General features: G+C 34.8%; 24 protein-coding genes. 16 read left to right on the top strand and 8 right to left on the bottom strand.

Annotated features, from left to right (window positions below; genetic code table 11):
• Window positions 1–23: 23 nt before the first annotated feature.
• From CD29_RS01955 to CD29_RS01895, 13 genes are all read left to right on the top strand, one after another.
• A complete protein-coding gene (locus CD29_RS01955) occupies window positions 24–431 on the top strand; it encodes a F0F1 ATP synthase subunit epsilon (RefSeq protein WP_036182289.1) in 408 nt (135 codons plus the stop codon).
• 472 nt (window positions 432–903) lie between these two features.
• The gene (locus CD29_RS01950; RefSeq protein ID WP_036182286.1) at window positions 904–1,146 is read left to right on the top strand and encodes a DUF1146 family protein; all 243 of its coding nucleotides are present in this window, start codon (window positions 904–906) and stop codon (window positions 1,144–1,146) included.
• A gap of 506 nt (window positions 1,147–1,652) precedes the next feature.
• Entirely contained in the window at window positions 1,653–2,972 is a 1,320-nt protein-coding gene (gene murA / locus CD29_RS01945) for a UDP-N-acetylglucosamine 1-carboxyvinyltransferase (RefSeq protein WP_036182284.1), read from the top strand.
• Window positions 2,973–3,242: 270 nt separating this feature from the next.
• A complete protein-coding gene (gene spoIID / locus CD29_RS01940) occupies window positions 3,243–4,178 on the top strand; it encodes a stage II sporulation protein D (protein WP_036182574.1) in 936 nt (311 codons plus the stop codon).
• A gap of 63 nt (window positions 4,179–4,241) precedes the next feature.
• Window positions 4,242–4,913, top strand: coding sequence for a M23 family metallopeptidase (locus CD29_RS01935; RefSeq protein ID WP_036182282.1), 672 nt, complete (start codon window positions 4,242–4,244; stop codon window positions 4,911–4,913).
• Window positions 4,914–5,224: 311 nt separating this feature from the next.
• A complete protein-coding gene (locus CD29_RS01930) occupies window positions 5,225–5,482 on the top strand; it encodes a sporulation transcriptional regulator SpoIIID (protein ID WP_036182278.1) in 258 nt (85 codons plus the stop codon).
• A gap of 207 nt (window positions 5,483–5,689) precedes the next feature.
• Window positions 5,690–6,688, top strand: coding sequence for a rod shape-determining protein (gene mreB, locus CD29_RS01925; RefSeq protein WP_036182276.1), 999 nt, complete (start codon window positions 5,690–5,692; stop codon window positions 6,686–6,688).
• A gap of 16 nt (window positions 6,689–6,704) precedes the next feature.
• Window positions 6,705–7,541: a flagellar hook-basal body protein gene (locus CD29_RS01920; protein ID WP_036182273.1), complete on the top strand. Its 837-nt coding sequence runs from the start codon at window positions 6,705–6,707 to the stop codon at window positions 7,539–7,541.
• Between the two features lie 71 nt (window positions 7,542–7,612).
• Window positions 7,613–8,443, top strand: a complete 831-nt coding sequence (locus CD29_RS01915; protein ID WP_036182271.1) for a flagellar hook-basal body protein — start codon at window positions 7,613–7,615, stop codon at window positions 8,441–8,443.
• Between the two features lie 127 nt (window positions 8,444–8,570).
• Window positions 8,571–8,891 carry a DNA-directed RNA polymerase subunit beta gene (locus CD29_RS01910; RefSeq protein WP_036182269.1) on the top strand — a complete coding sequence of 107 codons (321 nt, stop codon included), beginning with the start codon at window positions 8,571–8,573 and terminating at the stop codon, window positions 8,889–8,891.
• A gap of 254 nt (window positions 8,892–9,145) precedes the next feature.
• Window positions 9,146–9,583, top strand: coding sequence for a 3-hydroxyacyl-ACP dehydratase FabZ (fabZ, locus tag CD29_RS01905; RefSeq protein ID WP_036182267.1), 438 nt, complete (start codon window positions 9,146–9,148; stop codon window positions 9,581–9,583).
• 165 nt (window positions 9,584–9,748) lie between these two features.
• Window positions 9,749–10,135 (top strand): hypothetical protein, encoded by a 387-nt coding sequence (locus CD29_RS01900; RefSeq protein WP_036182265.1) that lies wholly within the window; start codon window positions 9,749–9,751, stop codon window positions 10,133–10,135.
• 204 nt (window positions 10,136–10,339) lie between these two features.
• Window positions 10,340–10,780 carry a hypothetical protein gene (locus CD29_RS01895; protein ID WP_036182263.1) on the top strand — a complete coding sequence of 147 codons (441 nt, stop codon included), beginning with the start codon at window positions 10,340–10,342 and terminating at the stop codon, window positions 10,778–10,780.
• Between the two features lie 153 nt (window positions 10,781–10,933).
• On the opposite strand, the gene CD29_RS01890 is transcribed toward CD29_RS01895, so the two are convergent.
• The gene (locus tag CD29_RS01890; RefSeq protein WP_036182261.1) at window positions 10,934–11,359 is read right to left on the bottom strand and encodes a YwpF family protein; all 426 of its coding nucleotides are present in this window, start codon (window positions 11,357–11,359) and stop codon (window positions 10,934–10,936) included.
• A 246-nt stretch (window positions 11,360–11,605) separates the two neighbouring features.
• Here CD29_RS01890 and CD29_RS19870 point away from each other — a divergent pair, with 246 nt between their 5' ends.
• A complete protein-coding gene (locus tag CD29_RS19870; RefSeq protein ID WP_081976112.1) occupies window positions 11,606–12,103 on the top strand; it encodes a single-stranded DNA-binding protein in 498 nt (165 codons plus the stop codon).
• 453 nt (window positions 12,104–12,556) lie between these two features.
• Here CD29_RS19870 and CD29_RS01880 read toward each other — a convergent pair whose 3' ends face one another.
• The 3 genes from CD29_RS01880 to CD29_RS01870 all read right to left on the bottom strand — a co-directional run bounded on the left by CD29_RS01880 (window position 12,557) and on the right by CD29_RS01870 (window position 17,725).
• Complete coding sequence (locus CD29_RS01880) at window positions 12,557–15,403, bottom strand: DEAD/DEAH box helicase (RefSeq protein ID WP_036182259.1); 2,847 nt, start codon at window positions 15,401–15,403, stop codon at window positions 12,557–12,559.
• Window positions 15,400–16,974 carry a hypothetical protein gene (locus CD29_RS01875; RefSeq protein ID WP_036182257.1) on the bottom strand — a complete coding sequence of 525 codons (1,575 nt, stop codon included), beginning with the start codon at window positions 16,972–16,974 and terminating at the stop codon, window positions 15,400–15,402. Before CD29_RS01875 ends, CD29_RS01880 begins: the two co-directional genes overlap by 4 nt.
• A 256-nt stretch (window positions 16,975–17,230) precedes the next feature.
• Window positions 17,231–17,725 carry a helix-turn-helix domain-containing protein gene (locus tag CD29_RS01870; RefSeq protein ID WP_036182255.1) on the bottom strand — a complete coding sequence of 165 codons (495 nt, stop codon included), beginning with the start codon at window positions 17,723–17,725 and terminating at the stop codon, window positions 17,231–17,233.
• 167 nt (window positions 17,726–17,892) lie between these two features.
• Here CD29_RS01870 and CD29_RS01865 point away from each other — a divergent pair, with 167 nt between their 5' ends.
• The gene (locus CD29_RS01865; RefSeq protein ID WP_036182253.1) at window positions 17,893–18,228 is read left to right on the top strand and encodes a hypothetical protein; all 336 of its coding nucleotides are present in this window, start codon (window positions 17,893–17,895) and stop codon (window positions 18,226–18,228) included.
• A gap of 342 nt (window positions 18,229–18,570) precedes the next feature.
• Window positions 18,571–19,044, top strand: a complete 474-nt coding sequence (locus tag CD29_RS01860) for an IDEAL domain-containing protein (protein WP_036182251.1) — start codon at window positions 18,571–18,573, stop codon at window positions 19,042–19,044.
• 636 nt (window positions 19,045–19,680) lie between these two features.
• On the opposite strand, the gene csaB is transcribed toward CD29_RS01860, so the two are convergent.
• The 4 genes from csaB to CD29_RS01840 are packed head-to-tail and all read right to left on the bottom strand — an operon-like array spanning window position 19,681 to window position 25,060.
• Complete coding sequence (gene csaB, locus CD29_RS01855) at window positions 19,681–20,775, bottom strand: polysaccharide pyruvyl transferase CsaB (RefSeq protein WP_036182249.1); 1,095 nt, start codon at window positions 20,773–20,775, stop codon at window positions 19,681–19,683.
• A 51-nt stretch (window positions 20,776–20,826) separates the two neighbouring features.
• On the bottom strand, window positions 20,827–22,746 hold the full coding sequence (locus CD29_RS01850) for a DUF5693 family protein (protein ID WP_052123951.1): 1,920 nt from the start codon (window positions 22,744–22,746) through the stop codon (window positions 20,827–20,829).
• A gap of 23 nt (window positions 22,747–22,769) precedes the next feature.
• Window positions 22,770–24,323, bottom strand: a complete 1,554-nt coding sequence (locus CD29_RS01845) for a putative polysaccharide biosynthesis protein (protein ID WP_036182247.1) — start codon at window positions 24,321–24,323, stop codon at window positions 22,770–22,772.
• The gene (locus CD29_RS01840) at window positions 24,320–25,060 is read right to left on the bottom strand and encodes a WecB/TagA/CpsF family glycosyltransferase (protein ID WP_036182245.1); all 741 of its coding nucleotides are present in this window, start codon (window positions 25,058–25,060) and stop codon (window positions 24,320–24,322) included. The genes CD29_RS01845 and CD29_RS01840 overlap by 4 nt, the downstream gene beginning before the upstream one ends.
• Between the last annotated feature and the right edge of the window lie 277 nt (window positions 25,061–25,337).

Genomic DNA, 25,337 nt, shown 5'->3' with positions numbered 1-25,337 from the left:
ATTAGGGACGAGGAGGAAAAAATATGAAGACAGTACAAGTCAATATTGTCACTCCCGACGGCCCAGTATACGATTCTGAAGTTGCAATGGTCATTGCTAAAACAGTTTCGGGGGAAATTGGGGTTCTTCCTGGCCACATTCCTTTAGTTGCTCCGTTAACAATTGGCGGGGTTCAATTAAAAAACGCAAGCGGCAAAAGTGATTTTGTAGCGGTAAGCGGTGGTTTCATCGAAGTACGTCCTGATAAAATCTCGATTTTAGCTCCTTCTGCTGAACTAGCTTCTTCAATCGATGTAGCTCGTGCTCAAGAAGCAAAAGCTCGTGCCGAAGAACGTTTGAAAGCAAAAAAGGATGAAGTCGATTTCCAACGTGCTGAATTAGCGTTAAAACGTGCCATCAATCGTATCAACGTTCATGAGGGTAATATGTAATAAAAAAGTAAGAAGCGGACAGACAGCCTGTCCGCTTTTTTGTTAGTAAGTTTTTTCGATTTAAGGTATTCTTTCGAAGAATGAGTGCTGTTGAGTTGAATTGCTTGAGATTTTGCGGAAGAATTTACATTATTGAGCAGGTTAATCAACGTAAAATAGAACGTTAAAATTAACCCGCAAGTAAATAGTCTTAAATTGCAAGTAAAAACGAGAAAACGCAAATATTTACTTAAATATCGCAACTAAACAATCTGAATTCACAAGTAAACGAGATCTCGCAAATATCTTGCTTGAATTCACAAATATCGTTCTGGAATTCGCAAATATTCACTTACTATCGCAAATAAGTATTATGAAATCGCAAATATTATATTCCAACGCAAATAAGACACCTGGATTCGCAAATAACCATCTTACTAACGCAGATAAATATAATAAATTCGCAAGTAAAAAAATCAGGAGGAAATACTCTATGGAAATATACAGTTCATTAGGAATCCAAGCTGGGATTAGTATTTTTTCTCATATATTTTTTATTGGGATTACATTCTATGCTTTACAAGCGTTTCGATTAGATCAATTGTTCAAGAAAGGTCGTACTATCCAAATACAGCTTATTTATATACTATTAAGTATTGCAATAGGTTCAAGCGTATCTAACTTTATTCTTGATATATCTAATTGGTCAAAGCAATTACCATACATATTTACATAATTAATAATAGAGAATTAAAACTATGTTTTACTAGTCCTCAAATATGTAAAATGTCTTAATTATTGCAATAAATTCAATAAAAATAGCATAAAAACATAAACTATTACTTTTTTAACCTTGTAACAAAAATGATAACTTTCAATAATAAATGAAACAAATCTGATGTTTTATTTCTATATATATATGGAAATGTAAAATAAGACGACTTGTTTGTCGTCATAATACATAAAAAGTCGATATTCCCTGGGAAATTTTCCGAATTTTGTTGAACCACAAATTAACATTATTTGTATTATTGGTAAAAGCATCTGAAAATTCACCAAAGTGTATTGTTTTGCGTAATATAAATTGTAGATTAATATTTAAAAATAACGTAAAATAGTTAGTTGAGAGCTTGTTTATATAGCTTAAAAACTGTAACATATTGATTGTTAGTTATTTTTAAATAGATTAATACTAGAAATTAGATTAGTAGTTACGGACAATTGAATTCGGAGGGACGAATTGTGGAGAAAATTATTGTTACGGGAGGCCAAAAATTAAGAGGGTCCGTAAAAGTAGAAGGTGCAAAGAATGCAGTGTTGCCAATCCTTACGGCATCTTTATTAGCATCCAAAGATCGTACAACAATAAAGGATGTTCCAAATTTAGCAGATGTTCACATTATCAACGAAGTACTTAAAAGTTTAAATGTGGATGTACAATATGACGTAGATAAAAATGAAATTAATATAAATGCTACAAATACATTAAATAGTGAAGCTCAATTTGAGTTTGTTAGTAAAATGCGTGCTTCGATTTTAGTAATGGGTTCATTATTAGGACGTAATGGCTATGCTAGAGTTGCACTTCCAGGTGGGTGTGCAATTGGTTCACGACCAATAGAACTACATTTAAAAGGCTTCGAGGCTATGGGAGCAAAAATAACTTTTGGCCATGGCTATGTTGAAGCAATTGTTGAAGATCGATTAAAAGGCGCAGATATTTATTTGGATTTCCCAAGTGTAGGGGCAACAGAAAATATTATGTCTGCAGCAGCACTTGCTAGAGGTACAACAATTATCGAAAATGCGGCTAAAGAACCAGAAATTGTTGATTTAGCGAATTTTATCAATAGTATGGGTGGACGTGTAAAAGGTGCTGGAACAGACACAATTCGGATTGAAGGTGTGGAAGAACTACATGGAACAACTCATCATGTAATTCCAGACCGAATTGAGTCTGGAACGTTTATGGTTGCAGCGGCGATTACACGTGGCGATGTATTGATAGAAAATGCAGTTCCAGAACACATGTCAGCTTTAATTGCAAAACTTCGTGAAATGGGTGTTGAAATAATTGAAGAAGACAATGGTGTTCGTGTACGTGCAATAGACCCACTAAAAGCGATAGATATTAAAACGATGCCTCACCCTGGTTTCCCAACTGATATGCAAGCGCAAATGATGGCATTATTGCTAACAGCCAATGGCGCAAGTATCATTACAGAAACAGTATTTGAAAATCGCTTTATGCATGTTGAGGAATTCCGTCGTATGAACGCGGAGATTAAAATTGAAGGAAGAACTGTGTTTATTGATGGTCCAACAAAACTTCAAGGTGCTGAGGTTGCAGGTACAGATTTAAGGGCTACGGCTGCTTTAATCTTGGCTGGATTAGTTTCAGAAGGTATTACTCGAGTTACAAATTTACATCATTTAGATCGTGGTTATGTGAATTTCCATGAAAAACTTAAATCATTAGGCGCTAACATTGAACGTGTTAACGATGATCAACTTAAAAAGGAAATCAATACGAATCATTCAACTTTAAATCAATTAGTCTAATCCTTGATTCCTATTTTTAAAGTATGTAAACCAATATATAATTATGTACAGTTAAAAGTAATTTTCTTATAAATTTTTTTTGGAAATAATTCGAAATAATTACTGAGATACTGAATTTTTAATATCCCACAACTGAACGATAATTTAATAAAATCCAGTGAAAAACGACAATTTGCTCAAAAAAGCTAGTTGTCGTTTTTTCTTACCTTTTGTTACTACTAAATTGCTAACTTCATACATATGAATAGTAGTATGAAAAATATAAACTATATGAGTAAATGGATTCCATTCATACTAATAGGTGCTTTTATCCTTGTATTATTTATTATGCCATTATTGTTTCGATCACCCGTTCAAACGTCAACTACTGTAGAAATACCTAGCAGTGAAAAAGTATGTGAAATTACTATTAAAGTTGCGGATGCAGATGCACCAATTTCACTTGAAGAATACGTGGTAGGGGTAGTGGCTGCAGAAATGCCTGCCAATTTCCACCCAGAGGCATTAAAAGCCCAAGCTATTGCTGCAAGAACGTATGTGTTACAGACGACGAATTATGGAGAAAGTGAAATAGAGCCTACAGTAGCTAGACAAGTTTACTACGATCAAACAGTACGTCAAAACAATTGGCAAAGTGCTTATTTAGAAAATGAACAAAAAATACGAGAAGCAGTGAAAAATACAGAAGGCGAAGTAATTGTTTACAATGATGAGTTGATCACGGCTATGTTCCATTCAATGAGTAACGGTATGACAGAAAGTGCAAAAAACTACAGCGGAAATGACTTACCATATTTACAACCTGTTGCAAGTACAGATTTCCAATATGCAACAAATTATGAAGTGACAAAAACGTTTACTATCAATGAATGGAATGAAAGACTAGGTGTTAATTGGACACTTAAACAGGTGGATCAGCTAAAACTGACTAGAAATAATACGGGGAGGGTAGATACAGTTTCATTACAAAATAAAGTTTGGACAGGACGCGAGTTTCGTACATTATTAGATTTGCGTTCAACTGACTTTAATATTGATGTAAGTGGAGAAACGATTATTGTGACAACAGAAGGTTTTGGACATGGTGTTGGTATGAGTCAATACGGTGCAGATGCAATGGCAAAACAGGGTTCAACAGCACATCAAATCCTTAATCACTATTACAAAAATACAAAAATTGAGAAAAAAAGTTGTTTGTGGAAATAAATTTGGAAAATTTATGATTAAAAATGGAATAAACTGTTCACACTGCTTTTAGAGGTGATGAACATGAGAGAAGATAACAAATCTAAAATTCCTTCTCCAACTAACAAAAAAGACGGTTTACAAAATAAACCTTGGTTTTGGCCAACTGTATATGCTGCTATTGCCGTTGCGCTAATCGGTCTAATTTTTAGTTATAACGCATTAATTGGCAATAATGAAGACGAGCAAAATGTTACTGTGCAAAATCAAACTAATAATGAGGAAACAGTAATAGAAACTAACGCTCAAGTTGAGACAGTGAAGTATCCATTCGATGAAACTAAAAAAGATCAAGTGGCAATACTTCAGGATTTCTATGATTTAAGTGCTGATGAAGCTACAAGAGAAAAAGCATTATTAGTATTTAATCAAACATTCTCAACATCTTCAGGTGTGTCAATTTCAATGAACAGCGAACCATTCGAAGTAAGAGCAGCAATGAGTGGTGAAGTCACAAAAGTGAAATTGGATGCATTTACAGGTAATCAAATTATCATTACACATCCAAACGGAATGGAAACACGTTATAGTTCTGTAACGGACATCCTTGTTAAAGAAGGCGACAAGGTTGTTCAAGGACAATCACTTGCAACGACAATGGAAAATTCCTACAATCCAAACGCAGGAGTTCATTTATTCTTTGAAGTGTTGCAAGATGGTGAACACGTAAACCCAAGAAACTTCCTTGCTTTCTAATGTCACACACTGGGTACTAGGTACTCCTTCAATTCGGAGAATTCCGAAATGAAATAGTATAGTGGCAGAGCCGGGCACTCAAGCAATTCTTCCTATTAGAATTGTATTGGTGCCTCGCACAAGCAAACACAACAAGGCATAGACTATTTACCTAATGATGTTCTGAATGCAGTCGAATTATCATATTGTGAATAAACGTTAAAATCGCTAGTTGCAAACGTCTATGAAATGATCGCAATATGAACACGTCAAATTTACGCTTATCGTTAGCAAAACGGCACATTCTTATATCCGATAGAAAGGAAGAGAACGTGCACGAGCACATTCGACATCGCTGCGTTCGACTAGGTGAACTGCTCCTTGAAACTGGTGAAACGGTCCGCGTTCTTGCAAAAATGACAGGCTATTCTAAAAGCACTGTTCATAAAGACTTGACGGAAAGATTATATCTTGTAAATGAAACACTTGCTAATGAAGTAAAAGAAGTATTAGCTTACCATAAATCAATTCGTCATTTGCGAGGGGGCGAAGCTACACGCCAGAAGTGGCAGTCCCGACAAAATCAATGAAAAAGCATTTAGTTTGGCTTATCACAAAGGCCAACTAAATGCTTTTTTTCATAAATAAATGCATAATACCATATGTTAGACTACTATGCACTAAATTAAAGATGTATTTATAATTTGAATATGATAAAATATTCTAGATAATGATATAGAAATGTTAGAAAAATGTTACAAAAATGTTGGAAATGGCGGGAAGGAGATATTTCATAGATGTTTTCCAAAGATATTGGTATCGATTTAGGAACTGCAAATGTCCTAATCTATGTGAGAGGAAAAGGAGTCGTTTTAAACGAGCCATCTGTTGTAGCAATTGACAAGAATACAAACCGTGTACTTGCTGTAGGTGAAGAAGCAAGACAAATGGTAGGGCGTACTCCGGGTAATATTGTAGCCATTCGTCCAATGAGAGATGGCGTAATTGCTGACTTTGATGTCACAGAGGCTATGTTAAAACACTTTTTATCAAAACTGAACGTTAAAGGCTTTTTATCTAAACCACGCATCCTAATTTGCTGTCCAACAAATATTACTAGCGTGGAACAAAAAGCAATACGTGAAGCTGCCGAAAAATCAGGCGGTAAGAAAGTCTATTTAGAAGAAGAACCAAAAGTAGCTGCAATTGGTGCAGGTATGGATATTTTTCAACCAAGTGGAAATATGGTCATTGATATAGGTGGCGGTACAACAGATGTTGCAGTTCTATCAATGGGTGATATCGTAACAAGCGAATCAATAAAAGTAGCTGGAGACGTCTTTGATAACGATATATTACAATACATAAAGAAACAGTATAAGTTGTTAATCGGAGAACGTACTGCAGAACAAATAAAAATTAACATTGGTACAGTATTTTCAGGCGGACGTAATGACGAGATGGAAATTCGTGGACGTGATCTAGTTTCTGGATTACCTCGTACAATTACCATTCACTCTAATGAAGTTGAAAAAGCACTTCATGAATCTGTTTATATGATTGTACAGGCAGCGAAAAATGTTTTGGAAAGAACACCACCAGAATTATCAGCAGATATTATCGATCGAGGAATTATTATAACAGGTGGCGGAGCATTACTTCACGGCATGGATCAGTTACTTATAGATGAGTTAAAAGTACCGGTGTTTATTGCAGAAAACCCTATTGATTGCGTAGCAATTGGTACTGGAATGATGTTAAATAATATCGATAAGGCAGCATCATCTAAGTATTAAAAAGAGGTGAATCGCATTGTTTAAAGGACTTTATACTGTAGCAACAGGAATGATCGCTCAACAAAGAAAAACAGAAATAATTACTAATAATATGGCAAATGCAAACACACCTGGATTTAAAGCTGATCAGTCAACGATTCGCTCGTTCCCAGATATGTTACTATCTGCAGTTGGAAATACAAATATACCAGTAGATAAGAAAATCAACGCTCCATTTATACAAGAAATCGGCGCTGTAAACACGGGTATATACTTACAAGAAACACTTGCAAATCATGCGCAAGGGTCATTAATAGAAACGAATAAGACGACAGATATTGCTCTAATCGATGGATTATTCCCTATAGATGAAGAATCAGGAAATAGTGGCGCAATCTTCTTTAGATTAGAGCATCCAGATGGTGGAGAGGCCTATACTCGTAACGGGAACTTCACATTAGATCCAGAAGGTTATCTTGTTAATGGAAATGGTTATTATGTTCTATCAGATACTGGGGAACGTATTATTGTGCCAAATGATAATTTTGTTGTTTCAGGAGATGGAACGGTATCTGTGGATGACGTTGAAGTAGCAACATTAGGAGTATCATTTTCACTAAATCCTGCTCTTTTAGTTAAACAAGATAACGGCTTATTTCAAACAGTAGACGGTACGAATTTAGCATCTGCTTTTAACCAAGAAGGCGTTACATTCGGGTTTAAACAAAACTTTTTGGAAGGATCCAATGTGGACTCAGCAAAATCTATGACAGATTTACTGACAGCATATCGTGCCTTTGAAGCAAACCAAAAAGTACTTCAAGCTTATGATAAAAGCATGGAAAAAGCAGTAAATGAAATTGGACGAGTCTAATACAAAAATTCAGGTTCTGTATGTGCAACTTTTTGTATTAATCTAATCCGAATGAATGGAGGAGTTTTGACATGCTTCGTACAATGATTACAGCGACAAACACTCTTAATCAGTTGCAACAACAAATTGACACAATAAGTAATAATCTTTCAAACAGTACCACAGCTGGTTATAAAGCAAAAGAAGCAAAGTTTTCAGAGCTTTTATACCAACAGTTTAATAACGATAAATTAGACTCTGCACAACGACAATCACCAGCTGGTATTCGATATGGTGTTGGTGCGAGGATTAGCCAAATACAAACAATTCATTCACAAGGGAACATTCAACAGACTGATCGTGACTTAGATATTGCACTTACAAAAGAAAAGCAATATTTTAATATATTAAGGCCAAATGGTGAAAATGAAGTAAACGTTGCCTATTCAAGACAAGGTAACTTCTATGTTTCCCCTGTTGAAAATGGCCAAGTTATGCTAGTGAATGGTGATGGGTATGCTGTTGCTGATTCAACTGGTAATGCAATTTTATTCCCATCAGATTTTAGTAATTTCAGCTTAACTGAAGATGGAATTCTAGGTGTTAATTACCCAAATGGCGAGACACTTTCCGTTGAACTTGGTATTACTGAACTTCAAAAACCACAAGCAATGGAACATATTTCAGATACATATATTGGAATTCCGGAAAACTTTGCTGAGTTAGAAGAAGTAATATTAATCAACTTACAGGGCCCGGCTCGTTCTGAAATAGGGATTCGAAATGGCGCACTAGAACAGTCCAATGTAGACATCTCTAAAGAAATGACAAATCTTATTACAGCCCAAAGATCTTATCAATTTCAATCTCGTGCTATTACTTTAGCAGATCAAATGCTTGGACTGATAAATGGCATTAGATAATTTAAAGTACTATTAAATCTAGTATGTTTAGTAGATAAAGAAATCGTTAATAATAATAAAAAACTAACTTCACATGGTATCAACTCCTGATACCATGTGTTATGTGATTTTAAAGGAGTACAAATAAATGACGAACGAATTAATAAGTGAGAGACCAAACTCAAACGAAGATACATCAGGGCTAAAGAAAACTAGTCGAAGACGTATGCGAAAAGAAGAACAAAAGAAAAAGAATGAAGTAAAACAACCACAAACAACAAAAGAGATTTTCTTATCTAGACTTCTTGCAACAAGTATTAAAGTAATAATTTTCTTTACTGTACTTCTTTTTGTTGCAATACTTGGTCTAATGATTGGTTATGGTGTAATCGGCGACGGAAATCCAATGGATGCTTTAAACTGGGCTACATGGCAACATATGTTAGACATCATTAATGGGATAGAATAATGCATTCATAATAAATGCTTTTTTGCATTTATTTTTGAAACATATTCTTCCCACTTTTTTCTTCTATAAAAGCTACTTTAGAGACATACTATCTTTGTACTCATTTGTTATGTAAGTCGTAAAAATATGGAAAGTTATCCATCAAAGGAAAAATATGTTGAATTTTATGATATGATAAATTAAGTGGAAATATTTAGTTTGTTTATTTATATACAAAAACTAATACATATTAATTGAAAATAGGAGGATATATAATGTTACATGCTGATCAAATTCAAGAAATTTTACCACACCGTTATCCATTCTTATTAGTGGACCGCATTATTGAAGTTGAAGAAGGGAAGCGAGCAGTTGGTCTGAAAAATGTTTCCATAAATGAAGACTTTTTCAATGGACATTTCCCTGGTTATCCAGTAATGCCTGGTGTATTAATTATAGAAGCACTAGCTCAAGTAGGTGGAGTAGCATTACTTAAATCAGAGCAATTTAAAGGTAGACTAGCTTTTTTAACAGGAATTGATAACGCGCGTTTTAAACGTCAAGTTGTTCCTGGTGACCAATTAAGATTAGAAGTTGAATTTGTCAGAATGAGAGGGCAAATGGGAAAAGGTCATGCTATTGCTACAGTAGATGGAGAGTTAGTTTGTGAAGCTGACATATTATTTGCTATCGGACCAGCACAACCAAAATAATTAGCGACTAAATTTGATGTTCTCCTATGTGGCTTCTTATATTAGAAAACAGATGAATTAATTGAAATCAAATTTTATAAAAGATACAATAGAAAGAGTGAATTATTAAAGGCTAGGAAAATCCGGTCAAAATTTGCTTTTTTAAACGTAGGAGGTTATAAAATAATGTATAAAGATTTGTCTTCTGGCGTAAAAATCAGTATTACGCGTTCGATCTCGAAATCGTTTGAAGCATATTTAGCAAGTATAGGCTGGGATGAAGATAAATTTTCCATGGAAGATTTTATAAAAAACTGGCAAGAATATTTTACTGAAAACGCTGCTTGGTATGAAAAAATACCTAATGAAATTTTAACAAACTCACAATTCCATGAAGAAATTGCGCAAAAAATTGATGAAGTAATTGCAAAAATTCTAAACGAAGAACCAACGGAAAAGCAAATTGAATCAATTGATGAAATGCAAAAACAACTTGGAACTGATTATACTTATAGTTGTAAAGCAGAAGCTGCCTATATAGAACAGTTGTTAAAAAATCAGTTAAATCAATAAAAGCCTTAACTATAGAGTAATGGCTTTCATACTCAATGTAATCAGAATGTTAAAGCCTTTATTGTTTAACTAATTTAAAAAAACTGGAAAGTTGCATTAAAATAGTCAAGGATAGTTCCCACTCTTACCGGGCAATCTATGAACAGTCACATCAGAAGTGTGTGATGTAAATTAGATTGACTTGAGAGGAGGGAGCTTTTTTATATGAAAAAGCCATTGTACGCATTTATCTTAGGATCAGCTCTATTAGTGGGGTGTAATACTGCAGATAATGCAGCAAACGATCTTGGAGAGGATGTCCGAGAGGGAGCAAATGATGTCGAGAACGGCGTTAATGATGTTCTTGATGGGAACAACAATAATGACGGTTTGTTAGACAACAATGGCAACAACAACAACGACGGTTTGTTGGACAACAACAACAACGGCACTGTTAATGATAACAATGGGATGACCCCAGAAGTTAACAACGGCGGGCTAGAAGGAACTACAAATAACGGTCTAAACGGTACTGTCAACGGTGGTAATGGTATGGACGGAACAACTACTAGCGATGGGGTACAAAATAGTAACGGTGCTGGCCAAAATGGTAATTCTGGAGTTATCAATAATAACGACGAGCGTATAGTAGATGACAACAAATAACCATTAGTTATGCCATCATTTGAATAGCACGAAGACAGGACAAAAATCAGAAACGCATTTTCTAGAGGGCTCTAGAACGCGTTTCTGATTTTCTTTATGAAATGTTAAGTCGTGGTATAGACCTGCAACTTTCTTTATTATTTACTTTCTAGTTTAAATTTCCTTCAACTTTGGTCGTTCTCTCATACCTTGTTCAAAACGAGTAATCAGTTCTTCTTTAGGCAAATTTTCTTCAAGCAATAACTTTAGAAGTTGTTCTGCATATTTTTTTCTTAATTGTTTTACAGCCCCTTTTAGCAAGACTGAGTAATTTCCCCGAATTTCACGAATTTCGTTCACCACAACAGAAAATGGTGCAGGTTCATTATCAGGGAAAGAAATAACAACATGTACGTCAAATACTTCTCCGGAATTATGTAATTGATGAAAGGTTTTTATATGTTCTTTTGAAATAAATAGCTCTAAAACCCATGATTTATGACTATTTTCTTGATTAATGACAATGCCATCGATTAAAGGAAAGTTTAGCTTACCATCTTCTTTAATTAGATCAAAAGAGAGCATTTTAAATGTCTTCATTGCGCATTCTCCCTTCAAAAAATAGATAAATTAAGTATAACATAGAAAATTGCCAAACTTTTTATTTGGATGTTTAAAATAAACGAACACAACCTTATATATCATCACAATCTCCCCAATTCTCAGTAAATCTATCCCTTTATAAAAACAATATTTAAATGTAAATATTAAGCCATATGTGATTTTTCGCGTTTTGCTAATATTGCATCTCACAAAGTAAGATAGTATCGAAAGGAGGTGCTAATAATGAATCAAGTCGGACTAGTAGGTCGAATAACAAAAGATCCAATGTTAAAAAAGTTATCAGAAGGTCGAATACTAACTAGCTTTACACTGGCTATCAATAGGAACTACCGTAATAACGAAGGTACGGTAGAAGCAGATTTCGTTCTATGTAGTGCATGGGGAAAACTTGCAGAACGAATCGCTGCGTATTGCGGAAAGGGATCACTTGTAGGTGTGAATGGCAGATTACAAACAAGATCTTATACGAATAAGGAAAATAATAGAGTGTATTCAACCGAGGTATTGATTGATGATGTCCGATTCTACGTACTAAAAACTCCTGGAAATAAAGGTTCCAGTGAAAAGGTTCTTAGTGAAGGTGCTCATGTAGCAGAAACAACAGCAACTTTTGATTTTGGGGAAAATCAATCGGCTGCTAATGAAAAATCGATTGGCTCGAAGGAAATTTTAAGCGATTTTGAATTACCGCATACAGAAAATGTATTACCAATAAGGTAATGTCTGATGTAAATGTTGAAGGAAATGAAGGATAGCACAACTAAATCCATACAAAACAGAATGTAAATTAAGCCCTAACATTAAAAATAATTGTTCACTTGGTAAGAAACATAACAAAAATGAGTTAATCTTTAGTGTATTCAAAATGTAAATAATTTTTTATGATCAACCACGTTTTATGACCCTTTTAGTATTAGTAGTCAAATTAGCTTTCGGGCTACATAAAAAACCCTCTAAATATATTTCCTCGAAAATAAGGGAGGTGAGAGTAGAATCATTACTGACTGACCGCACAGTAGTGATGGCATTCTTCCTAACTCTACAAGATTTCATCCTAAAGAATGAACTTGTATTGAGTATATGACAACTGAATAATAGGTAAGAGTATATAATGACAAGGCAAAATGTAGAGTCGAAGCAGCTTCAACTTCGACTCTATTTACTACGTTTTACTTAAGACCTTATCATAGTTGTATCAAGTGTTAACAAATCCATTAGTTCCTCATCCTGCAATTCTGTTAACCAGTTACTCGATTGAATTAATTCTTCTGAAAGTGCGGATTTTAATTCAATCATTTTATCAACTTTTTCTTCAATTGTACCAATCGTTATAAATTTATGAACTTGCACAAATTGAGTTTGCCCGATTCGATAAGCCCGATCAGTTGCTTGGTTTTCCACCGCGGGATTCCACCAACGATCAGCGTGTAAAACGTGAGTAGCAGCAGTTAAATTTAAGCCCGTTCCACCTGCTTTTAAGGAAAGTAAGAAAATAGGGAATTCCCCCATTTGAAATGCATCAACTAACGAATCCCGTTGACTTTTTGGCATACTCCCTGTTAAAAACGGTACATCCACATCAAGAATTTCACTGAAGCAATGTTGTAACAAATTACCCATTCCAATGTATTGGGTAAATATTAAACATTGTTCACCATTTTCAACAATTTCAGTTGCCAGCTCCACTATACTTTTTAACTTAACAGATCGTTCCATCATTGATTGAGCATCTTCGAAGGATTCTTTTAAGTAAAGAGCGGGATGATTACAAAGTTGCTTCAACTTACTTAACATTTGTAAGACTCGTCCCTTTTTTTCAAATCCATTCATTGTTTCAATTTGAGATAAGGTGTCTTGTATATACCCCTCATAAAGTGCTGCTTGTTCATTCGTTAGTGGGCAGAATTTCTTTGTTTCCAATTTATCTGGTAAATCCAAATTTAAATTTGGATCATTTTTTGTTCTACGTAGTAAGAATGGGCGGATCTTCGAACGTAATATTTCTTTATGCTGCTCAGATTCATCTCGTTCAATGGGCAAAATAAATTGTTCTTGGAATTTTCCAAAGCTACCTAAATAACCTTTATGGATAAAATCAAAAATAGCCCATAATTCAGATAATCGATTTTCAATTGGTGTACCAGTTAAAGCTATATTATGTGTCCCATCCAATTTACGAATTGCTTTTGACTGTAAGGTTTGCATATTTTTTATATTTTGAGCCTCATCTAATACAATGGTAGACCAGTGAATATGCTCTAAAAAGTCAACATCCTGCGAAATTGTACCATAAGTCGTTAACACAACATGGGGTTTTTCATTTTCTAAATAATTTCTAAAAGTTTCATCTTTCAAACGGGATGAACTGTAATGCGTATGAACTCGTAAAATCGGAGCAAATCGTGATAATTCTTTTTGCCAATTACCTAACACGGATGTTGGACAGACAATAATTGTTGGAGCAGGATCACCTAATGTTTCTACTGTATGCAATACATAACTAATTAATTGCACTGTTTTTCCTAGTCCCATATCGTCTGCTAAAATGGCTCCAAATCGTTGCTCTCTCATGAATACGAGCCATTCAAAACCTTCTTGTTGATATGGTCGTAACTCAGTCTGTAAAGAAACTGGAACTGTTACTTGCGGTAAACCTTGTTTATCCTGCAATTGTTCCACATATGTTTTCAATGATCTCTGCATTTCAAAGGCAAACAATGGATCGTCCCGTTCCGCATCTTCTAAGTCCTCATCGTCTTGAACAGGTGCGACTAGTTCTTCAGGTAACTCTCGGAATAATAGTTCCTTAACAGTCCAATTTTCTTCTTCTGCTTTATCCATAAGTTCACGAATGCTGTTCATCCACTCGGCGTCTATGCGGAACCATTCAGACCCAACCCGGATAAATTCGCGATTTTCATTTACCATTTGTCGGAATTGTTCTTCAGAAATCTCAGAACCTCCAAGTGATAAATTCCATTTGAAAGTTAAAATATCGTCAAGTCCAGCAACTTTTCTCGTTGATTGATTCGTTGCACTGACACGTACACGCATTCTAGCTTGCTTAAGTTCTTTTAACCAACCAGGTAAAATAACATCAAATCCTAGAGCTTGTAATTTTACGAAATCGTTTCGTAATAGTTCTCGCACTTCAGGATCTTCCAGCTCAACATGTAATAAGACATCTGTAGAAAGGCCAGGGTGATCTAATTTAATCAATTCAAATATTTGTTTTTGTATTAATTCGATTTCCTCTGAATAGGCTTCCCATTTAGTAGGAAGTACCTGCTTAATGGATAAATGTCGTTTACGTACAGGTGGTGTCCATAGTTTCGCAGATTTTACCGAGCTAATCACTGTTTCAAGTAACCAAATCTCACGACCATCCTCTGGTTCACTTAATCTCAGTGAAACCCTCACATCCCCAATTGTGCGCTCATTGTTTAATGGCCAACCGCCGTTTTTGAAGAAGGGAATTAAATTTGGAATTTCTTCACTTGGTAAACCAGCAAATAGTAACTTTTGTTTAGTCGCTGTATTTAAAAGTTCTACACATTTTGGCAGGTCGACTGTGAAAGGCTGGAAGCTAGTGATTACATGGTCATCTTTACTAAACGAAGATGGTAAATCGAATTCTAAGCCTTTTTCCGAAAATACAGCATAATCCCAAAGTGCTGTGTTGTTCCAAAGTTGCTGAACTGCTCTTGCTGCACAAATTAGCTTTTCTGATTCATCATTTGCACCTTGGAAATGTACAAAAGGGTGTGAAAACTTTGGTGATAATACATCTAAAAATTCACTCATAGTTAAAATAATTGAGTCATTCTCTATTGTTGAACGGAGACCATAAAAGTTTGTTTCGTATTTATAAAATAAAAGATGTCCCCAAGTGACTACTGGAAGCGTAGTGTTTCTATCCTGTGAAACAGCCTCTACAGTTAATATTCCAGGCTGATGTTCAACTAACTGTAGTTGTATGGCTTTTGTAAAAGGAGAAGTTAATGGACCACTTTGTATCATACTAGTAGATTTCCTTTCTCTAACTCTTCTTGAAGTGCGCGCAAACGTTTATATTGCTCACTGACTGACTGAATATAGTCTGCCCAAAACCCAAGCTTGCCACTTTTTTTAGCGGCAGATTTCATCATCTTCCAAATGCGAACGGCCTGTTTATAATTTAGCCTAGATTTTTGACTAACTTCTTCCATCGCATAAAAGTGATAGAGGGGTAGAGTTGTTTGTGGGGCTTCTTCCAGTACTTCACGCAAACCACATGACTCTAAATAAGAAATTGAAGAAGGATGCAATTGATGTAGCGCAGCCCATTCTTCATAGCGCTTATTTTTTAATAAGTACATTGAAAACGGCTGAATTCCATAAACTCCAAATGCTGAATATAAAGTCTGTTCTTCTTGTTCAGTAAGGGAAAGATTTTCATATAATTTATTCACTTTTTTCACATACGTTTGTCGATAGCCAGGCTGTAAATAGTTGTTTAGGAACTTGTTTAAATAAGGTAAGATTGCTTTTAATAGTAATTCAGTGGCGATGGAATCATTTTTTGAAACAGCAAACTTTGCTAAACCAAAATATAATAATAGATGTTCTTCATAAATGGTCTTCAAATTCGTTCTTATTGCATCATAATTCTTTAAGATAATATAAAACATGTTTTTAATGATTTCCCCTGTTACATCTTCTTGATCGGCCAATGTATTCTCTAGTATTTCGAGTTCCTGAATTGCGCGGCTTCGTTCGATAAACATTGTATCCCAAAAGAGTAAATAAAGGTTCATGCGGCGATTAATATGACCTTCGCGCTCTGTTAATAGCTCACGCACTAATAGTTGAAGGGCATTATAAAAAGGATCCATTGCAAATAGGCGAGACTTTGCTGTAATTTCTTGAATTTGATCCTGTAGCGAATTAAAGCGTCGATCAAAGAAATACTCGAAATAGTCACTATGTACCCTTGAATTTGTTGTTGATAGATATTCCCATATTTTATTTAATACGGAAAGCTCCATGAAGATATTGTAAAGTGGCTGCCATTCACGTTCAAAAGGAAGATGCTTTTTCAATTTGGTCAGCGCATTGTCGGCCATTGTTGATATTAAGTAGGTGTCCATAGTTGTGTTGTCTTTTAATATATGGGACATAACTTCATCGACCATAGCTTGCCAGCTTTCTGGGCTTCGATCACTTGCCAAAACATGCAGGGACACGTTTTTTTTCTCACGCCATTTAGTAGCCCAATCCTGTACAGAATCTAAGTATTGATATAGCGATAGCATAACGCTAACTTTGTGACGACACAGTCCTTCTTGTGGACAACTACATACTAATAATTTGTTATAAAAATCAATCATTACATCTGTTGAACGTACATCCTGTACTGATATGTAAAGGCGCTTTTTCAATGGTATATATCGTTGAAACAATACAGATTGATTGCGCACCGCGAAAAGGGCACGACGAACAAGCTCCTCATCCTCTGTTACAGAAGGATGGAAAGTTCGTTCAATCTTGTCAATTTGATCATAAATAAATGGCGAATACTCTCGCGCAATTTCTGAAACCGACAAACTCATTTAATCGCTCCTAAAAAATTATTGTCTGAAAAAGTCCTTCCTTTCATTATACCTTGAAAAATAAGCAATGATAAGTAAAACGATGGTATGAGTAAGGTGAGGATATAAAAATTTGAAAACTCAAATAAAGTAAGGAAACTCGTAAATAAGCACACAGAATTCGGATACAAATGATCATCTATCGCAAATAAAACTAATACCTTTGACCTAAAGAAAAAACCCCGCATCTAGATAGTGCGAAGTTTCATAATTATATTTACTCTTTCTCAAAATCAACATCTTCGTACCTATTATCTTTAGATTGTGCATGATGTAAATCATCATATACAACTAAAATTTGTCTTAATCCGTTTAAGTAGAGTCGTTGTTTTTTTGTATCCATCATTTGTATAAAGCCTAAAAGTTGGCGTAACTCTGCAGAATTGTTAATTACTTCGTATAGTGAGTCCGTTACACCTGTAATATATTTTTCACGCATGTCTTTTAGCCTAACAGCAGCATCTTCTACAGATTCACGTTTTTTATTGCGAGGGCGATCTAGAAGCATGTCCAAGAAACGGTCATCGGGTATTTTAAATACTTCTTTAATTTTTGGGAGGTATACCATTGGAATAGGCCGTTCACAGCGCTCATAATTTGAATACGTATTTGGAACAATCCCTAGCATATATGCAGCTTCATTTTGATTGATATTCAATTCTTCACGGTATTCTTTAAGGTGCTTCCCAAATTTCAAAATATCGTTCTTCATTTCTCTCACCCACTTCTAATATTTTCTTTAAATTTAGCGAAATGCCCATGAGAAAAATGAAATCCCCCCATAGCGAAAAAAATTCACAACGAGGGGATTTACAAAATTTGATAAATTTCTAATAATATATAATTAAATAGACCTATTATGAAATGGAGGAAACGCAATTGAGGAGATATGAAATAACAATACCCCAGACAACTCTTGGCCAATTACGAGATTCTAAATTTCATTGGACTTTTACGATTCACGAGAATCTTGTAGACGAATATCGAGCACAGTACTCATCTATGGAAACATACAAAAAATTTAATGAGATTAGAGTAGATGACGTAATGTACGAATGTATTATTTTTGACTTTATTCAAGGAAAACTAATTATTGAAACGAAAGAAAAGGACAAGCACAAAGTTTTAAAAATTTTAAACTTCTTTACAATTAACATATCATCTACAAATCGTACATATTTTATCAACTCTAAAAAAATCGATGGAGTTCTATAAATTAGTTGTATGACTTTCCTCAATGAATGTAATGACTACAAAAGACGACCGCAATGTAAACGCTATGTTTAAAAATACACATCACCTATGAAAAACTAAAATTATTCGGTAAGATGCCGGGATAATCCATAATAATACAAAATTCGAACTTCTGTTGAAGTTTGAAAGATGAAAAGTGTGGAGAACCTATCATTATCGCCACCGAACAATCGTATAAATAAACATACAGATAATTTTTACTTGATAATAGCTGTTGCTGTAAGCAAAGGGAATTTTAAAGTGCAATCGCTTACATCAGGTCCGATTAAAAAATTGTTAGAATTTACATTTAGGAGGGGAACGATGATTAATGTTCAATATATGAAACCTTTCTACACGAAAGTGACAGATAACACTTTGCGTTTAGTGTTTGCTTATCAATATTTCTCAATTACGAAGGATGATGAGTTATATCACTTTATTCCAGTGGATGGAAAAGAAATGATTATCAACCTGAACACTATGCAAATTGAAAATCTTTCTGAGATTTTCGTGTTCCAGCGGGGAAACCGTTTTGTTCGTTACCCACTGTATCAACTGCTAGTACAATCCGATGTTCACGATCATTTAATGTCTATTATCGATGAGGCTATCACTCAAAAAGAAACGGTGAATCTTGTTACGTGCAAGGAAGAATCCGAAATCGAAGATATTATCTCATTGCTTGAAGTGACAAATCTTGAGAGGCTGATAGACGAGGCATTAGAGGAACGTAATGAGGCACTATTTTATGATTTAGTTGAAAAGAGAGAGAAATATAAACAGAAAAGTAGTTGATTGGTTCAATTACTAAAGCTGAACAAGAGATACTTGAAAAACGATTTATCTATTCATGACTGGCATTTAACGGAGGAACAAACAGCATGATTCTGCAAAAATAGAAAGCACCTCGATTTATCAAAATCGTAGGTGCTTTTGCTTTTGAGTTTAATTGAATCAAAATCGCTAAAATAGGATTATATAGTCATTTCAAAATCTTATCAAAAAAACAAAAGAGTTCTCCTTAAAAAGTCGAACCCTTTTGTTATTTCAATGGAGAGTGGTAAAGATTCTCAAGTGGGATTGGCTAATCGGTTTCTATTAAGGGAGGGGAAAGCAAACAAAAAATTCGATGGCAAAAAACAAATTTTAAAGTTCGTTAAATGATAAAAAGATGGATAATGATAACAACTATACCAGAACCAACTACCCCGAATAGCCAATCTTCTTTACTTAATGAGTAAAATCTTGAATCTTTCATGCGTGTACCACCTTCTTTGATTATCCCTATTATTACCAATAGTATTTAAGAATATACATTTTAAATCAGACTTATAAAAAAATGGAAAGGCAAATTACAGTAGTGCATACCTTTGGACAATAAAAAAAATGCCCTGAAAGATAAACTTTCAAGACATCTCAACTGAACTATCGTTAAGCTTTTTGTAATTTTCCTTCAAAAACATCCAAAGCAAGTTTTGCAGTTTCAACTGCTTCACCTTGTAGTTTCTCAACTTTAGAGCGAATTCCTGCTACAATCTCGGTGCGATTTGATAAGATCTCCGAGGATAACTCAAACAACTGTTGCGCGTTCCAATCATCCTTTTCCACATGACCAAGTATTGGTTGCGAAACTATTTGTGCAAAAGCATCAATTTTTGGATCATAAGATAACGCAATAAAAGGTGTATATTGGATCGCACCAAATATTAGAGAATGAAGTCTTAATCCAATTAATAATTCGGACTTTCCAATCACAGCAATTTTTTCTTCTATCGACAAATCGAAAGGTGCAATGACACTTTTTTCTTTCATAAGGCTTGCAACAGTTTGAGATGCTTTATCATCATGTTCACCGTGCATTGGGATAAAAACAACAGTCTGTCCATTTCTCACAAGTAAATCTAAGCCCGCTGCTATTTTCTCCATAAACTGTACAGGTGACGGCCAGTCACGTACACTCACGGTAACATAAGAACTAGCTTTAAACACTTGGGAATTCAACCAATTACTCTCAAAGTCATTTCCGCCTAGTCCAATTACTGGATCAGGGACGATTTTAATTTGCTTCTTAACACCAATCGTTTGCAGTAGTTTGCGTGATGCTTCATCTCTGACAGTAATCGCATCAACTTTATTTAATATTTGCTTCGTAATGAACTTACTAATCCATTTATCAATCGGTCCCATACCTTGTGCGTAAATAAAGATAGGCTTTTTAAGCCTTTTTGCTATGCGCATAATTTCTGTATAATAGGGAATTGATTTTAAACCTGTTTTATCTTGAAGCAAACTACCACCACCACTGACTAATCCATCAGCGTTTTTTAAAACAGCACCTACTTCTGTAAACTTCCATCTATTTACTGCATTCACTTGATAGGTTTTTGCAGTAGCTTCCGGATTATTGGATAACACGGTAATTTTAATTTCTGGTTTCAACCTTCTAAATGCTTGAATAATAGAGTATAGAATGGCTTCATCTCCAACATTGTCAAATCCGTAATAACCGGATAAAACGATATGCACAATAGCCACCTCCGTTCTAATTAATTTTTTAATATCATTACTATTTTGAAATTATGGTGTGGAATCCCACTTAACTTTAGCTTTTTGCCAATAGTGGCGTAAAATTTTGAAAATCAATATAAATAGTAAACCTACGATAAATCCAATAACTACACTATATAATGTACGTAGTAGGGAAATGCCAATTGGTATGTGTAAATGTGTGAATGTATTTACAATCGATAAGAATCCAATGACTCCAGGGACTAAGAAAATCATACCCCACTTACGACTAACTCCCATCGCATACAATGCTAATATGAAGAATGGGAAGCCGATTAAAAACTCCTTCGTTCTTGGTCGTACATATAATAAGTCTTCTTGAAGCTGTCTAAAGGATAATTCTAAATTACTAACTGGACCAGTGTTTCCAGTTCTGCTTATATAGAACAATCCGATCACAGCAACAATGATAAATAACACTAAATGCCAATATCTAACTTCTTTATTCAACAAAGTAAACGTATGATTTAAACTCGATTTAATACCACCAGAACCAATGCCCGTCCATTTTGATAAAACATATAATAAAATTCCTGCAATTGGAATGATATAAACTAGTTTTACACCTCTAAATTCAAAATAGCCTGTAATAAATCCATTACCATTCAATAATCCAATAACAATGGCAATCCCGATTAAGCTAATCCCAATTGCTTTAGCGTACTGCACTAAAATATCACGAATACGGGTAGATCCATGTGATGCCTTAATTACAGCATAAATTGGCACGAGGCAAGCGATAATTAATGCAAATGCTTGAGTAAATTTAATTGAATCCAACGCAAAGTAAGCAATGGCTATTAAACCCATAAATCCAGTAATCGCTAAACGTAATTTCAAATTTTTTACTATTTCAGACATTAAATACGTGAAAATTATACCTGATAGTAACACAAGAGCTGTTACCCAAGCAGGAATTGCAAACTTATCAAACAATATAGGTGTTCCTGCAGTAAATGCTGAAGGTACTTTTTCCTTAACATCATTTAAATAAGTAACTGCTTCATTTAAATTTTCTTCTGCATCGCCCTTTGTTTTTATGTGGTAGAAGAACGATTTAATATTACGTTCTTTTAAGGCACGGACTGTTCTGTCAACACTATCACCAACTTTTAGTGTAGTTTCTCTATTGACATCCATACTTAATAATCTGATCATGTCAAAATTCGTCATACTAGCTAACTTATCTTCACCTTTTTGAGTGTTACCCTCAATAGAATAAAAGAAATAGCCTGCATTTTGTAGTTTTTGGATGAGTTCAACTTGTTTTTCTTGACCATTTCCAATTACTTGTTCTCCCGAGCCTAGAATACCTGAAACGGAATCATTTTTTAGCTCGACTAACTGATTTACAATCGTTTCATTTACATGTTCTTCGTCATTTCCAACACGGAAAACATGTAAAAGACCGTGTTTATTTATTTTCTTTGTAGCTGACCCGTTATAACCAATTGGTGTTTCGAAGAAGTATTCTCCATTATCTTTCGGTAGGAAATAGAAACGTTCGCCACCAATTTCAACTTCTTCTGGTTGGATCGTTTCCTTTAGGAATTGATCTGTTTCAGGATCTTCAGGGAGGCTAATATACAAACCTAACTTATCCTTATCAAAGTCGTCAATATAAGGTGTAAATCGTAACAAACTTGCAAGCTCATGTTCCTCATAAACTGCAATCGTACCTTGCTTCTCCATATCCTTTAGAGAGGAAACCTCTAAACTTACAGTTGTAAGTCCTGCTTCCTTAAGAGTAGCAAGGACATCATCAATCGAAAGGTCACTATTATCAGCAACTCCAACAATTTCGTGATAAGGAATAATAATTTCATAATTATTGCTTGCTGTTTCTACATTCCATCTACTAATGAGACCTGGAATGGAGCCGATTAGTAATAGTACGACTACTAACCATAACCACTTCTGTTTTAACATATACTGTTCATCCTCTCCTGTTTTCAGAGTTTTTTCCCGATAATCGGAAGTTGCTTTAAATCTTGCTTCGTAATGGTTTTCGTCACATATAAAAGGGCAAAGTAAATCAACCCACCAACAACTATTGCTATGAACACATAAGCTAACGCAATAATTCTTGACCAATTTGTTAGATCAAATAGTAAAGTTGGAAGCCCTATTATACATCCCATTACAATAGAAGAAATAATAATCATTACTATCTGGCGATTTATTATAGAATATCGAATTCGCTTGAAAATAAAAAGAGAATTTACAATAAATAACACTGCATATACAAATAATGTAGCAATCGCTGCTCCATCTAACCCGTACAATTGGATAAAGAGGATGTTTGAAACTATTTTTAATACAACGCCACCAAGGATAACGAGAGCAGCAATTCTTTCAACATTCATCCCTTGTAAGATTCCCGTTCCTAAAATAGTTAATGATGTAAAAACAGAACTAAAGTTAATAATGGCGAGCATTGAACTTCCTTCTAAGTTTGTAAATAATGCTAAATTCAAAGGCAAAGTTAAAGCTAGTAAACCGAAGGCAGCTGGCCATGAAATAAGATGGGTCATTCTGTGCGTACGTTCAATAACTGCACGAGTCCCAAGTAAATCCTTTTCGGCAAGCTTTTTCGTAATTAAAGGAATTAATGGTAGGATGATGGATGTTGCAAAAACAGTTGCGATTTGCACAAGCGTAAGGCCACGACCATATATTCCGTATAAATAATTGATTTGATCTGCAGGAGTTCCTGTATTTCGCAAACCAGCAGTAATTGTAAATGAATCCACGAAGTTAAATAAGGCCATCATTACAGAACCAATTGCAATTGGTATGGACAATTTTAAAATAATTTTACTCCAATTGGAGAATTCCCCAAATGTAAACTTCTTAGAAGATGCTACTTTTATAGAAGAACGTGCATATTTGACACGTAAGTACACTAGGGATGCTAATGCACCAAAAACAGATCCTATTGTGACACCACCTGCTACGATTTCAATAGAATAATTCATTGAAACCAAGACATAAGCGATAATCAAAATTATAGCTACACGAATAAATTGCTCTAGTACTTGCGAAACTGCTGTAGGTTGCATATTCCCATAACCTTGGAAATAGCCTCTATAAACGGCCATATAAGGTGCAACTAGCAAAGTTAATGCAACAATAATTAATGCAAAACGATTTGATGGCCCGCCAAGAGCGTTGGCAATCTCATGGGAAAATCCATAGATAATCGTAAAGCTAAGCACACCAAAAGATAGGGCGAGGATACTTGCTGTTATGTAAATTTCTTTCACCTTGTGTGGCTCGCCGTTTGCATTAACTCCTGCTATCAGTTTTGAAATTGCTACAGGAATTCCAGCAACAGACAAGTATAGTGCAACCATATAAATGGGATACACAAGGTTAAAGATTCCAAGAACTTCGTCACCAGCAATGTTTTGTAAAGGAATTCTAAAAATACTTCCTAATATTTTTGATAGTAATGTTGCAACTGTTAAAATAATTGTACTTTTGACAAATGTAGATTGACTCATTTGGTAGACCCAGAACCTTTACGTTTTAATTGACGGACTTTCAGGGCGAAGCGCGGTAGTACGAGCATTCGGCCAAATCGACTAGGTTGTTTTAATAAACGATAGAGCCATTCAATGTTTAGCTTTTGCCAAATAAGTGGTGCACGTTTCACCGTTCCAGCAATAACATCAAATGAACCACCAACTCCGATAAAGACACCATGTGAAAACTTATCGTAATTTTCGACAATCCATTTTTCCTGTCTTGGTACACCTAATGCAACAAAAACAAGATCAGGTTTTAAATTAGCAACCGTTTCAGCAATCGTATTATTATTCCAATCAAAATACCCATCCTGATAACCGACGATATCAACATTAGGGTAGGTTGCATTAATATTTGCAACTGCCTTCTCAATTGTTTCTTTTTGAGCACCTAAAAGGAAAATTTTATAGCGTTTTTTATTTCCTATTTCAAGAAGTTTTACCATCGAGTCGTAGCCTGTTACGCGCTCCGGAAGGTATTCACCAAGCATTTTCGCCGCTTTTACGACACCAATCCCATCAGCGCAAACATAAGTAGCCTTTTGGACGATACTCATAAACTCTGGTTCTTCATAGGCCTTCATAACAATTTCAGGATTAGCTGTAATAACGAACGTTTTTTCTTTTTGTTCTACACGCTTGTCCAACAATTCTACAAACCCTTGTTGGGTAATATTTAAAAAGGGAACCCCCATAATATTTACATATTTCATTTATTGCTCAAACCTTTCTACCAAGCTATTTACTGCAAATTATCATAACATAAAAGCCTACGATGGAGTAGATTTCTATTGTTGGGAAGTGAAGTAAATAACCTAAATTTGAATGTATTATTAGCATTTGCAAATAAAGTTAGGTGATTCGCAAATATGAATACTAAATGCGGAAATAAATCTTGGAATACGCAAATAAACCTGAGATTGCAAAAAAGATTACTAAATCCGCAAATAAACTTAAGAAAATCGCAAATAAACTTCCCAGTTTCGCAAG

Origin of the sequence: Ureibacillus manganicus DSM 26584, from assembly GCF_000772945.1 — a bacterium.
In the GTDB taxonomy this organism is placed as follows: Bacteria; Bacillota; Bacilli; order Bacillales_A; family Planococcaceae; genus Ureibacillus; species Ureibacillus manganicus.
This window is presented reverse-complemented; position numbering and strand designations above follow the sequence as displayed.